12 protein-coding genes are annotated in these 14,321 nt (G+C 36.0%); 2 read left to right on the forward strand and 10 right to left on the reverse strand.

What is annotated here, in order from left to right:
• Positions 1-83: 83 nt before the first annotated feature.
• The 10 genes from icd to HMPREF3177_RS02250 all read right to left on the reverse strand — a co-directional run bounded on the left by icd (position 84) and on the right by HMPREF3177_RS02250 (position 12,652).
• Positions 84-1,346, reverse strand: a complete 1,263-nt coding sequence (gene icd / locus HMPREF3177_RS02205; RefSeq protein ID WP_040928717.1) for an NADP-dependent isocitrate dehydrogenase — start codon at positions 1,344-1,346, stop codon at positions 84-86.
• Positions 1,347-1,373: 27 nt separating this feature from the next.
• Positions 1,374-2,492: a citrate synthase gene (gene citZ, locus HMPREF3177_RS02210; RefSeq protein ID WP_070456763.1), complete on the reverse strand. Its 1,119-nt coding sequence runs from the start codon at positions 2,490-2,492 to the stop codon at positions 1,374-1,376.
• Positions 2,493-2,735: 243 nt separating this feature from the next.
• Positions 2,736-3,416, reverse strand: a complete 681-nt coding sequence (locus HMPREF3177_RS02215) for a hypothetical protein (RefSeq protein ID WP_070456766.1) — start codon at positions 3,414-3,416, stop codon at positions 2,736-2,738.
• Between the two features lie 15 nt (positions 3,417-3,431).
• Positions 3,432-5,192, reverse strand: a complete 1,761-nt coding sequence (pyk, locus tag HMPREF3177_RS02220) for a pyruvate kinase (RefSeq protein WP_068129308.1) — start codon at positions 5,190-5,192, stop codon at positions 3,432-3,434.
• Positions 5,193-5,201: 9 nt separating this feature from the next.
• Positions 5,202-6,161, reverse strand: a complete 960-nt coding sequence (pfkA, locus tag HMPREF3177_RS02225; protein ID WP_068129306.1) for a 6-phosphofructokinase — start codon at positions 6,159-6,161, stop codon at positions 5,202-5,204.
• Positions 6,162-6,236: 75 nt separating this feature from the next.
• Entirely contained in the window at positions 6,237-7,181 is a 945-nt protein-coding gene (locus HMPREF3177_RS02230; protein WP_070456769.1) for an acetyl-CoA carboxylase carboxyltransferase subunit alpha, read from the reverse strand.
• A gap of 10 nt (positions 7,182-7,191) precedes the next feature.
• On the reverse strand, positions 7,192-8,034 hold the full coding sequence (accD, locus tag HMPREF3177_RS02235) for an acetyl-CoA carboxylase, carboxyltransferase subunit beta (RefSeq protein WP_040928723.1): 843 nt from the start codon (positions 8,032-8,034) through the stop codon (positions 7,192-7,194).
• 20 nt (positions 8,035-8,054) lie between these two features.
• A complete protein-coding gene (locus HMPREF3177_RS02240; protein WP_070456772.1) occupies positions 8,055-8,465 on the reverse strand; it encodes a FadR/GntR family transcriptional regulator in 411 nt (136 codons plus the stop codon).
• 65 nt (positions 8,466-8,530) lie between these two features.
• Positions 8,531-11,674, reverse strand: coding sequence for a DNA polymerase III subunit alpha (locus HMPREF3177_RS02245; RefSeq protein ID WP_070456775.1), 3,144 nt, complete (start codon positions 11,672-11,674; stop codon positions 8,531-8,533).
• An 18-nt stretch (positions 11,675-11,692) separates the two neighbouring features.
• Complete coding sequence (locus tag HMPREF3177_RS02250) at positions 11,693-12,652, reverse strand: DHH family phosphoesterase (protein WP_070456778.1); 960 nt, start codon at positions 12,650-12,652, stop codon at positions 11,693-11,695.
• Positions 12,653-12,724: 72 nt separating this feature from the next.
• Between HMPREF3177_RS02250 and HMPREF3177_RS02255 the strand changes: the two genes are divergently transcribed.
• On the forward strand, positions 12,725-13,063 hold the full coding sequence (locus HMPREF3177_RS02255) for a YtpI family protein (RefSeq protein WP_068129297.1): 339 nt from the start codon (positions 12,725-12,727) through the stop codon (positions 13,061-13,063).
• 114 nt (positions 13,064-13,177) lie between these two features.
• Positions 13,178-13,864 carry a phosphoribosylaminoimidazolesuccinocarboxamide synthase gene (locus tag HMPREF3177_RS02260; RefSeq protein ID WP_070456781.1) on the forward strand — a complete coding sequence of 229 codons (687 nt, stop codon included), beginning with the start codon at positions 13,178-13,180 and terminating at the stop codon, positions 13,862-13,864.
• Positions 13,865-14,321: the final 457 nt, after the last annotated feature.

The raw sequence follows: 14,321 nt of genomic DNA on the forward strand, positions 1-14,321 counted from the left end.
ATTCTCCTTTAATTATAGTCTTATCCAGTATATAAGAAACAAATAAAAAATAGAACCACTGATGTGGTTCTATATACTCTCTATTACATGTTTTCTACTAATAAGTCACCGAACTCAGAAGTTTTCACTTCTGTAGCGTTGTCCATTTGTCTTGCGAAGTCGTATGTGACTGTCTTATTAGCAATTGTTGTTTCCATAGATTTGTTAATTAACTCAGCTGCTTCTTTCCAACCGAGGTGTTCTAACATAAGAACTGCAGATAAAATAACTGATGATGGGTTTACAACGTCTAAACCAGCATATTTAGGTGCTGTACCGTGAGTTGCTTCAAAAATCGCATGTCCTGTGTCGTAGTTAATGTTCGCACCTGGAGCGATACCTACTCCACCAACTTGTGCTGCAAGCGCGTCAGAGATGTAGTCTCCGTTTAAGTTCATCGTTGCAACAACTGAGTGATCTAATGGATTTAATAGAATTTGTTGTAAGAAGATATCTGCGATTGAGTCTTGGATAATGACTTTACCTGCTTTAACCGCTTCATCTTGTGCTTTGTTTGCAGCTTCTTTACCTTCTTTTTCAACGATTCTATCGTATTCATCCCACGTGAATACTTTGTCACCATATTCTCTTTCAGCTAACTCGTAACCCCATTTTTTAAATCCACCTTCAGTGAATTTCATGATGTTACCTTTATGAACGAGTGTAACAGTCGGTTTGTTATGCTCTAGTGCATATTCAATTGCTGCTTTAATTAAGCGTTCAGAACCTTCTTTAGATACTGGTTTAACACCAATTCCAGATGTTTCTGGGAAACGAATGTTAGTCACGTTCATTTCATCTTGTAAGAAGTTGATAAGTTTTTTAGCATCATCGCTACCTGATTCAAACTCGATACCTGCGTAAATGTCTTCAGTGTTTTCACGGAAAATCGCCATATCGACGTCTTCAGGATTTTTAACTGGTGATGGTACACCGCTGTAATGTCTTACTGGACGTAAGCATACGTATAAATCAAGTTGTTGTCTTAACGCAACGTTTAATGAACGGATTCCTCCACCGATTGGTGTAGTAAGTGGTCCTTTAATTGCGATTAAGTACTCACTAATTTTGTCGAGTGTATCTTGTGGTAACCACTCGCCAGTTTTATCGAATGCTTTTTGTCCTGCATAAACTTCTAACCATTCAATTTTCTTTTCACCGTTGTACGCTTTTTCAACAGCGCTATCGATTACTTTTTTAGCTGCTGGCCAAATGTCTTTACCGATTCCATCTCCTTCAATAAAAGGAATAATTGGTGTGTTTGGAACGTTTAAAACGCCGTCTTTTAAAGTAATTTTCTCTGCCATTATATAATCTCCTTTATGTGTATAAATTTATCTACTTTCAATTGGTTCGTATTTTCTACTCGTATATCCAGTGTACTCTGCGCGTGGACGAATGAGTCGGTTATTTGCATATTGTTCTAACATATGTGCAAGCCAACCTGACGTACGGCTGACAGCGAATATTGGAGTAAATAAGTCATGTGAAATACCCATTGAGTGATACACTGATGCACTAAAGAAATCAACGTTTGGTAATAATCCTTTTTCTTCTTCTACAATTTCAGCAATGCGTGTAGACATTTCGTATAATTCAGGCTCACCTGTCTCTTCAGTTAACTTACGAGACATTTCTTTTAAGTACTTCGCACGCGGATCTCCTTCTTTATACACGCGATGACCGATACCCATAACTTTTTCTTTGTTTTCAAGTTTTTTATGGATGTATTCGTCAACTTTATCTAAACTACCGATTTCAGTTAACATGTTCATCACTTGTTCGTTTGCTCCGCCGTGAAGTGGTCCTTTTAATGCTCCAATCGCAGCAACTGTTCCTGAATATAAGTCAGATAACGTCGCAACACATACGCGAGCAGTAAATGTCGATGCGTTAATTTCGTGATCAGCATGTAAAATAAGTGCCTTTTCCATCGCTTCGACTTGTACATCTGTCGGTTCCTCACCGTATAACATATATAAGAAGTTTTTAGCAAAGCCGTATTCTTCTTTAGGTTTAACAACATCTAAACCTTTTCTAAAGCGGTCAAAGTTAGCAACAATCGCAGGAATCGCACCTTGAATACGGATTGATTTATTCATGTTTGCTTCTTCAGTTAAAATATCCGCTTCATCATCAAGCATACCTAGATATGAGATTGACGTTCTTAATGCAGCCATCGGCTGATTACCTGTTTTAGCGAAAATTTTAAACACTTCTTCGTCTTCATGAGCGAGTGACATATATTTAAATAAGTCCGCTTCAAATTGTTTTAACTCTTCTTCGTTTGGTAAGCGGTCGTTCCATAGTAAATAAACGACTTCTTCAAACGATGCATTTTCGGCTAAGTCATCAATTTCATAACCAGCATACGTTAGCTGAGTTCCGATAATTGAACTAATTCTTGACTCTCCAATTACTACACCTTCTAAACCAGCTTTCATTTCAGGCATAGAATTTAACCCCCCATATATCTTTAAACGATTTATTTAATTTCATTATAGCAAACTTTGTATATAGGTGCTTACGTTTAATTCATACACTTATTTGTGAATTTTATATCAAAAACTATTGTGACGATTGATATAGAACGGCCTTAAAACTTAAAATCACTAACATTTTTAATCATAACTAAAAATTAAGTTTCTTATACTTTTTAATAAGTTTAATTTATAACCAAAAAGAGAGTAGATAAACTACTCTCCTTTAGGTACTTCTATTTGTTCAACTTCTCCAATGTTTTCAAATGTTGCGAAGCCTTTAATATCATAATTTTCTTTATCATCTCTTAAAGTGCCTTCGACATCTGCACGCACAACCTTATAGTCAGCATTCACTTGAAGTGTTAATGATAAATTTTCAACATCATAATCTTGTAAATTAGATGCAAGTTCATTACTAAATATAGATAAATCTTCAATTGTCAGTAAATCGTAAGTAATGACGTAAACATCTTTATCTGTCTTAAGATCGCCTTTTGGTAATTCTTTAAGTTTTTCAACGAGCTCCCTATACGTTAACGGATTTAGTTCAATGTCACTCGTTTCAAATTCACCATTTGTTAAGACATTCTTTTCACCATTTACATCATATAATGTAAACACCGAGTCAGACGTATCAACTTCAAACTTTACATTTTCATCGTTATCAATAGTAACTATAAAGTTTAATTCGTCTTCATCATTCATCGTAAGCGTCCCACGCTCTTCATAAGAAATCACATCTTGGTTGTTCGCGACAACTTCGTCGATTAACGATTCTGACGTCATAGATTTATCTTGTTTAACTTCTTTTACTTCTTCTTCACCATCATTACTATTACTACATGCACTTAATAGTAAAGTTGCTGAAAAAATGCTTATGACAAGCTTTTTCATTCGGATCCTCCTTAATTACAGTACGTCTGCATGTCCACTATAAACGACATGCTGTTCACTGTCGACAGTAACTTTCATGCCTGGTTTTAATATATCAAACGCATCTGTTGCTCCAACGATTGTCGGTAACTCTAAATTTAAACCGACGATTGCTCCAGGACTTGTTAAACCACCTTCAACAGTAATTAACCCTGCCGCTTTAACTAAGTGAGGTGTCATTATACCATCAACTTTTTCTAGTAAAACGATTTTTCCTGTCGTATCAATTTTAGCAAGTTCATCATATGATTTCGCCATAACTACTTCACCGTAGCCTGTTAATTTTCCTATTCCTTGAGCGGTGATTAACGTATCTCCAACGACGTGTAACTTCATTAAGTTTGTCGTTCCAGCTTGTCCAGTCGGCACACCGGCTGTGATAATAATTAAATCACCTTCATTAGCGTATCCTTTTTCAACGACAGATTGCACTGAACCGTTGAGTACTTCATCTGTATTACTTAACTTTGGAGCAACAATCGGTTGAACGCCCCATACGAGTTCAAGCTGTCTAGCGACATAATCATATGGAGTGACTGCGATAATATCACACTGTGGACGATATTTTGAAATCATTTTTGCAGTATGTCCAGATTCAGTTGCCGCAACAATTGCACGACAGTTTAAGTTTAACGCAGTATGTGCTGCAGAAACTCCAATTGCTGTCGTTACTGTAGTATCTTGGACTTTCGTACGATCTGATAATAGCTTCTTATAATCTTGTGCTGCTTCACTTGACGTCGCAATGTTTGCCATCGTCGTTACAGCTTCTACTGGATATTCACCAGCTGCAGTTTCTCCTGATAACATGACTGCGTCACTTCCGTCGTAAATTGCATTCGCAACGTCACTAGCTTCTGCACGCGTACAGCGCGGATTATGTTGCATTGAATCTAACATTTGTGTTGCTGTAATGACTGGTTTCCCTGCAAAGTTACATTTTTTAATAAGTTCTTTTTGTGCAAGTGGTACAGCTTCGGTCGGGATTTCAACACCTAGATCTCCACGAGCAACCATTAAACCGTCTGATACGAGTAAAATTTCGTCGATATTATCGATACCTTCTTGGTTTTCAATTTTAGGAATGATTTTAATGTAGCTACCGTTGTTTCCTTCAAGAAGTTCACGAATTTTTAATACGTCATCTTTTTTACGGATAAATGACGGTGCGATGAAATCTACTTCGTTTTCAATACCAAATAAAATGTCACTTTCATCTTTTTCAGTCATCGACGGTAAGTTCACTTTAACTTGAGGAACGTTTACGCCTTTTTTATTTTTTACTTCGCCTTCATTTAAAACTGTCGTATGAATGACTTCGTTATCATAGTCAAGCTCATCGATTTTTAACGTAATAATTCCGTCATCGATTAAAATCTCGTCTCCTACTTTTACATCGTGAATCAGACCATTATAAGAAATAGAAATTTTTTCAGAATCTCCGAGTACTTCATTCATATGAACGGCAAGCTTTTGATTTTTAACAAGATGAACAACACCGTCTTTCATATTGTGAGTTCTAATCTCAGGACCTTTTGTATCGAGTAGAATACCGATGTGTTTTTCAAGTTTTTTTGAAACTTTTCGAATCCTCTTAATACGATTTAAATGCTCTTCATGGTCACCGTGTGAAAAGTTCAGTCTCGCGATGTTCATACCAGCGTGCATTAATTTTTCTAATGTTTCTTCACTTTCTGATGCTGGTCCAATCGTACAAATTATTTTAGTTCTACGCATAATATCCTCCTAAATAGATAACTCATTAATTATATCAATGAGTGATATATCAATTTTCTTTTCATGATTTAAAACCGTATCGTAATCGACATGTTTTATTGAGTTTTGTGTTAAGTACACCATTTGTCCAGATTGTCCTTCTAGTAATAAATTGACAGCTTCATATCCGAATCTAGAAGCAAGTATACGGTCTTTTGAAGACGGTCGTCCCCCTCTTTGAATGTGTCCAAGGACACTAATTCGTGATTCAATATTTAATTGTTCACTTAATAGTTTACTACATTTTTCTGCAGACATAACCCCTTCTGCAACGATTATTATCGAATGTGTTTTCCCACGTTCAATCCCTCGTTTAATTTTTGTAGCAACGTCGTTTATATTATATGGTACTTCTGGTATTAAAACCGACTCTGCACCACTTGCGATGCCGCTATATAATGCGAGCATCCCACTATCTCTACCCATAACTTCAATAATAAATGTACGTTCGTGGCTCGTTGCTGTATCTCTTATTCTATCGACGGCTTCAACAACTGTGTTTAATGCTGAATCAAATCCAATTGAGCTTTCAGTAAACGGAATGTCGTTATCGATTGTTGCTGGAATCGCTATTGTTTTAATTCCGTGTTTTTCAAGTGCATACGCACCTCTAAACGTCCCGTCTCCTCCGATGACAACGAGTCCTTCTATTTCAAATTCTTTTAAAATTTTAACTGCCATTTGCTGTATTTCTTCATCTTTAAATTCGTTACAGCGAGCAGAATATAATGCCGTTCCACCACGCTGAATAATATCACCGACGTCGGATAATTCCATGCGTTTAATATCTCCACGGATCAAACCTAAAAAGCCGTGGGAGATTCCAAATACTTGTAACCCTCTATTAATACTAGTACGTACGACAGCTCGAACTGCTGCGTTCATGCCAGGTGCATCTCCACCACTAGTTAATACTGCAATACGTTTCACAATTACACGCTTCTTTCTATTTATAAAAATAACTCTCTTACTAAGTATTCTACTTAAAAGAGAGTTAAATTTGTATTAATTATCTTTAACTTTAAAATCACCGATCGCCATATACTTTTCAAATCGTACATCAAGACGTGATGAATCGTCGATTTCACTTAATTGTTCAAGACCATTTATAATCGCTTCTTTTGTTTGTTTATATACGAACGGTTTGTCGACGTGTGCACCGCCCTCCGGTTCTTCAATTACAAAATCAGCAACGCCTAACTCGTAAAGGTCTGCAGCTGTTAACTTTAATGATTTTGCTGCTACTTCTTTTAACGATGCATCTTTAAATAAAATACTCGCAGCACCTTCAGGAGAAATAACTGAATACGTACTGTTTTCTAGCATATAAAGATGATCACATACGCCAATTCCTAGCGCTCCTCCAGATCCACCTTCACCGATAACAATAGAAATGATCGGGACGTTAAATCCAGCCATCTTTACGAGGTTTTTAGCAATCGCTTCACTTTGTCCGCGTTCTTCTGCTTCTTTACCTGGATACGCACCTTTCGTATCGATAAATGTAACGATTGGACGTTTAAACTTTTCTGCTTGCTCCATTAACCTGAGTGCTTTACGGTAACCTTCAGGATGTGGCATACCGAAGTTGCGTTTAATGTTTTCTCTTGTCGACATCCCGCGTTGGTGACCGATAACAGTCACTGGTGTGCCGTTAATGCTTGCGACACCACCGATAATTGCACGGTCATCTCCATACGCACGGTCTCCAGCAAACTCGATAAATTCATCGCAAATTGCTTCGATGTATTCTAACGTCGTTGGACGCTCTAACTTTCTAGCAAGCTCTACTTGCTGCCAAGGTGTTAGTGTGCGTGTCATCATCTTAATTTTATCGTTTAGTGCATCGATTTCTTTTGATAAATCGATATTGTTTTTTTCTTCATAACCTTTTAACTCTTCGATTCTGTCTTTTAAATCTTGTACAGTATCTCTTCTCGTTTCAGACATACACTCACCCCTAACTATGCAACCTTAATATTTGAGCTAATACAGATCTCATTTCCGTTCGGTCTACCACTTTGTCGAGTTGACCGTGTTCGATTAAAAACTCTGCCGTTTGGAAATCTTTCGGCAATTTCTCTTTGATCGTCTCTTCAATTACTCGGCGCCCAGCAAATCCAATTAACGCACCGCTTTCCGCTAAGTTAATATCACCGACAGATGCAAAAGACGCACTGACTCCACCTGTTGTTGGATGCGTCATATATGCGACATATAATAGTCCGTGACTAGAATGGCGCTCTATCGCTACAGATACTTTTGCCATCTGCATTAACGATAAAATACCTTCTTGCATTCTCGCTCCACCACTTGCTGTGAACACGATGACGGGTAAACGATGGTCCGTTGCATAGTTAAATGCTTGTGCGAGCATTTCACCAACCGCACTTCCCATACTACCCATGCGGACGCGTGTATCCATCACAGCGATCACGACTTCGTGTCCGTCAATTTCTCCATGTGCAACACGAAGCGCTTCATTGAGCCCCGTTCGACGTTTATCGTTTTCTAATTTTGACACGTAGTTCGGGAAGTTTAATGGGTTTTTCGACGTAATATTTGTGAATAATAACTTTTTACTATTTTTATCGAATAATGCGTCGAGACGCTCGTCACTAGTGATTGGGAAATGATACTCACATTTTGGACACACGTGGACATTACTTACTAACTCTTTTGTATAGAGTAAGCTTTTACACTGTGGACATTTTGTCATTACTGGTTCTGAATCTTTATATGTTCCTTTTTTGGTCGGTTCGTTTACTTTTTTGTTAAGTTTATAAAATAAGTCTTTTAACATAATTTCCCCTCGACATTTTGTTAATCTGTATATTTTTTAATGATCGTATAAATTGTAGATAATATTAAATTATCCGATTCTTCAACCGTTTTTTTGCCGTCATATTTTTCATCGATATATCGTTCGAATAATTCGTTGATTTCCATTAACTCATCACGTTGTGCATCCGTTTTAATTAAAAATCGTCCGATGATATCAAATAATCGATGTTCTTTAAAATCAGCGAGATATGTACCTTCTCCAATTTTCACGTGAACGACACCTAACATTTCTAACGCTCTTAAAGCTTCACGTACACTTTGACGCGAAACGTTTAGCTCTTCTTTTAAATATCGTTCACTTGGAAGTCGGTCTCCAGGATGAATATTCGTCTCACGAATGATTTTTTCTAGTTCAGTTAAAATATATTCAAATCTAGTTTTCTGGTTCATTTTATACCTGCCATTTCAGTGGTCGTACCACTGATAATAACATGATTTAAATTTTCAAGCAATTTTCATTTCATAAAACGTACATTTTCTTTTCCTAACAGATTTATAAGTCGATTTAAATTGTTATGTTGCATGTGTCCAAGTTTCGTTTGTTCCATATCAAAAACTGGAATTCCTTCCGATGATAACAGCTTTTTAAACTGCGTATCTTCGTAATTTCTTACATAGACATACTTCGTATCTTTAATATAATTTCTTATAAAATCATCCACAATATAAACCCTAGAGATGATTAATTGTTTTTTACCTCTGTACTCATCCATCCGACCGTCGATTACGAGTATATCTTGTTGAAGTTTTGATAAGTTGATCATATAGTCTTTCGGGAAAAGTACCGCATCCATTTCAGTATGCCCGTCTGTGATTGATACGTAAGCCATGTCGTCATTTTTCTTCGTTCTTATTTGTCTCACACTAAGTATAGAAACGAGAAAAATACCTCGTTGTTTATTAGACTTATGATCGAGTAATGAAAACGGAATATATTGAACATCATTATGTTTTGTAATGATTGGATGCTCTGAAATATTAAATCCAAGCATTTCGATTTCTCCATCGATGAGTTCTTGTTGGGCCATTTCTTCGACGTCTTCATCCTCAGGGCGAATTATTGTTAAACCGAGCACCATGTCGAGTAAATTAATTTGGTCTACGCCATCTTTAATGGAATCTAATGCTTTTTTAGATTGTTGTAATAACGACTTTCTCGAGCGATTAAAGTCATCGAACGCACCTGAAAGAATTAAAGCGCGAAGTTGTCTTTCGTTTAATCTTATACTTAACTGATTCATACGTGATACAAAATCGTACACGTCTTCAAACTGTTTCTCTTTTCTTGCTTCAACAATTGCATTTGAGATATCTTTCGTTATATATTTAATCATCGAAAATCCGAGACGTAATCCGTCTTTGCTCGTATTGTTATAAAACGACTCATGAATACTTGGTCGTTTTATATGAACCTTTAATCGTTTTAACTCACGTAACGTATTTGCAAGTTTTTCTTCTTTCGTCTTATGGTCAAGCAGCATGACCGCATAAAACTCTTCCGGGAAATGTGCTTTTATATACGCCATTCTGTACGTAATTAACGCATAGACGAGCGCGTGACTTTTTGGAAAACCGTAATCAGCGAATTTTAAAATTAAATCAAATAAGTGTTCACTCACTTCACGGCTATAGTGATTCCTCTCAGCGCCTTCAATGAACTTACTTTTTTCACGCATTAACTCGTCGCGGTTCTTTTTCGCCATCGCGCGTCGTGTAATATCCGCTTCTTGCAAACTAAACCCTGCAATTTTTCGAGTCGTCTGCATAATTTGTTCCTGAAATATCATGACTCCGTACGTATCTTTTAAAATTTCTTTTAAATCATCATGCGGATAAACGACCTTTTTTGAAGAATGTTTAATGTCGATGATATGGTCGATTTGTTCCATCGGACCTGGTCTGTACATCGCAAGAACGAGCGCAAGATCGAGTAAACTATTCGGTTTGTAACGTTCGATTACTTTCGTAATTCCATCAGATTCTAATTGGAATATACCAGCTGTCATTCCAGCAGATAATAGTCGAAATGTTTTTTTATCGTCTAAAGGTATTTTATTTACGTCAAAATCGTGATTACGTGTTTTGATACGAGTACTCATATAGCGAATTAACGACAGCGTCTGTAAACTTAAGACGTCGATTTTTAAAAGCCCAACTTTTTCACAGTCTTCCATCGGCCACTGACTTATGACACCTGTTTCATTAAACATGATTGGTATTTCTTCGTTTAAAGGATTTCTACCAAGCAGTACCCCACTAGCATGAATTGAAGTGTTTCGTGGTAAGTTTTCTATTTTTAATGCGTATTTTTTTAACAGCTTATATTTAACATTTGTTTCAATTAAGTTGTTAAACCTTTCAGAGTTAAACGCTTGTTCCAGGTCAACATTATTTTCATCGATAATGTTTGAAATTTCTTTTAGTTCACTGTCATTAAAGCTAAATATACGGCCCACTTCACGCGCAGCACTTTTAGCTGTCATATTGTTATAAGTTAAAATGTTCGCAACGTGCATTTCGCCGTATTTTTGCTGTAAATAATCGATTACTTTCGGACGATCGACAGATGCAAAGTCTATATCGATATCTGGCATCGTGACACGCTCTTCGTTTAAAAATCGTTCAAATAGTAAATCGTACTCGATCGGATCAATGTCAGTAATATCAAGTAAATACGCGACTAAACTCGCTCCAGATGACCCACGACCTGGACCGACATAAATTTCATTGTTTTTACAATATCTGATGAGATCTGAAACGATTAAAAAATAATCTGCAAATCCCATGTTGACGATTGTTGTATATTCTTTATTTAGTCGGTCACGGTATGCGTCTGTCATATGTCCTATTTTACGTTTTATCGCATCTTTTAATTCTTCTTTTAATAACTCTTCACTTGACCCTTCTGTAAACTTCGGTAGTGTATATTCCACTTTCGGCAGATAGACGTCACATTTATCGACGATTTCTTTGTTCGTTTCTAAATAATCACTATATTTAGCGACATCCGCTTGTAGTTTAATAAAGTCGTCACCGTCTGTTTCGTTTAAATATTGTAAGTCTATTTTTTCGTTCTCTTTAATGGCATTTAATACGTTAACGACTGCAGCATCACTTTTTTTATAGTAGTAACTCGGACGAATGTAGGCTTTTTTATACGTACTATTAACAGTATGCGCAGTATACTTATCCTCGTCAGGGATGTTTATATATTCAAAGATGTTAAATCCTTCATCATTTTTAAGAACCGCAATACAGTCTGTAATATCGCTTAGAAATGATAATGGAATGACTTCAGTTTTTTTATAACTAATTCTAGAAGATAGTTTAGATAGAAAATAAAAACCTTTTAAACTTTTTGCATACAACACAATATCGCTCGTCTTAAAATCATCTTTTATACTAATCTCTAGTCCAACGATAGGTTTTATATCATTTGTCTGTGCTTTTTGTAAAAACTCATATGCACCGTGCATACTATTGAAGTCCGTAATCGCAACAGAACGCTGGTCGTCTTCTTTTAAAATATTTATAAGGCGATCAATTTGAATATTACTATTTAAAAATTCATAGCTACTATGCACATTTAAATTGATCATTCGTATTCACTCCGCCTCTTATAATTTTTCTTCTAACTTTTCAATTAACAGCTGTAAATCTTCTCTTCTTCTGAAACGAACGCCGCTCGCGTGTTTGTGTCCGCCACCACCAAAATGTTGCGCAACGTCATTAATCGGCACATCTTTAGAACGTAGACGTACACGGATATCATTTTCTGTTTCAAGTGCCATAAACCAAACTTTAACTTCTTCAACTTCTCTAAACACATTCACTTGTAACGCAGCATTCGCCTCATCTACCCCGTACTTTTCACGGTCTTCAATCGACACAAAGACACTGAGTACACCTCTATCTGTTAAGTTAAAGTTGCTGATTAAAAACCCAGTAAATTTAAAGTCTTCTAACGATTTTTTGTACAGTTCTAGTAATAGACTATTCGTGTCTAAACCCCCTTTAGAAATGTCACTCATGACGTCATAAGTCGTTTCATGTGAATTATATAAAAATCGACCAGTGTCTCCGACAATTCCTAAATACGCGAGTGACTTAACGTCCTCATTAATAGCGTCACTATCAAGTAACGATAAAAACATATATAACAGTTCACACGTTGACGACACAGATGTTTCTACGATATTAACATCTCCGTATGGCTCGACATTTGGATGGTGGTCGATTTTAATAACGTACTGACCATTTCTATAATCTCCGTCGTAGTCGATTCTTTCGACGTTAGCCGTGTCTAAAATAATAACGAGATCTTCGTTAGTAATTTCGCCATCGTCAAGTTCACCCATAAATTCTAAGTTCTCTTCAGTACTTCCGAGAGCGCGTACTTTTTTCTCTGGAAACTTATTGAGTAAAAACTTTTTTAAAGCGAGTTGAGATCCTAAAGCATCTGGATCTGGACGAATATGTCGTAAAATCACAATCGAATTTGCGGATTCAATTTTTTGAAACGCTTCATTTTTATATTGATTTAGTGATGATAATTGATTTAAAAATTTTTTAAACATATAAAAACACCTCATTAATAGTTGTGATATTCCCTTTAAGCAATTATACTACAGTAGAATGGAGTTGTAATAATGAGCACTGGTTTTCAATTGTTAATTACTACATTAGTCACAGCGCTAATCGTAAGTTTCTTAATGTTCTTCATCTACAAAGTACGTCAAATTCGTACGAAACGTGACGTGAGAAAAGCTTACTATAACGCGATGGCTAGATTATGGTTTGGCGTGTTTTTAATCATCTTCGGTACAAACTCAATCGTTCAGTTTAATACGGTTGTGACATATATAATCGGTGGTATTTTTATCGCTTTAGGAATTATTAACGTGACACACTTTAACAAAGCACGTAAATACTTTAAATCAAACTTACCGATTGAAGATGAAGCATACGACAAACTCAATAAACAATAAGATTATGTAGAAACCATCTAACAAAAAAGTTAGGTGGTTTTTTTAAATTTTAAAATGACAATAGCGTAATTTTTTTATATGATTAATATATCACTGATTTGTAAGGAGTTTGTTATGGAACGTATTTATACTGGTAAAACGAAAGATGTATTTAAAGATACTAACGGAGATATCGTCCTCTATTTTAAAGATGATATGACAGGTAAAGACGGAGTGTTTGATCCAGGTGAAAACCAAGTTGGTCTGACTGTAGAAGGTTCAGGTCGTGCTGGATTAGAAATGACATCTCACTTCTTTAACATTTTAAAAGATAAAAATATCCCAACACACTACATTTCAAGCGACTTAGATAAAAAAGAAATGCGCGTAAATGAAATCGAAAACTTCGGAGATGGATTAGAAGTCATCTGCCGATACGTTGCGGTTGGTAGTTACTACAGACGCTATGGTAAATACATTGAAAACGGCACAGTATTAAAATCACCTGTCGTAGAATTTACGTTAAAAGACGATGAACGACAAGATCCAGTCGCATCAAAAGAAACGCTCGATATATTAGGACTCCTCACAAACGAAGAGTACGACGAAATCGAATCACTCACGATTCAAATTTGTGACATCATTAAAGACGAGCTACTCAAAAAAGACTTAGAACTTTACGACATTAAACTCGAATTCGGTAGAGATAAAGAAACAGGCGACATCTTATTAATCGACGAAATCTCTGGTGGAAACATGCGCGTTTATAAAGGCGACGAAAATATCCACCCACTTGATATCGGTAAGATTTTATTTAATTAATTTAAATCACAATAAAAACACCCCTAACCAGCGACGTGATCTGACACTTCACCTCGGTGATGGGGTGTTTTATCTTGTTTTTAAAAAAACTATTGCTGTGGTGTTTCGTGTTAAAAATCCGGTCTTTTTGTGTATTTATTCTTCTTAAGAATGAAAATACTACTTCCGCCAACTATATTTAACAAAAATTTCCTGATTTTGTTAGATATCCGGATATATTTAACAAATTTCAGACTCAACGCCCCATTTTTGTTAAATATAATTTTTTATCTAACATATTTGGCAGGCCGTAGCGAATTTTTGTTAATTATCCTAATATATTTAACAAAATTTCATCTGCACGGCATATTTTTGTTAATAAGGATTAAACGACCGCCTTCAATTGTGTATTTATTCCCCTAAATGATATAAACACTCTTATCACCAAATATATTTAACAAAAATTTCCTGATTTTGT

Origin of the sequence: Nosocomiicoccus sp. HMSC09A07 (genome assembly GCF_001808485.1) — a bacterium.
Classification (GTDB): domain Bacteria; phylum Bacillota; class Bacilli; order Staphylococcales; family Salinicoccaceae; genus Nosocomiicoccus; species Nosocomiicoccus ampullae_A.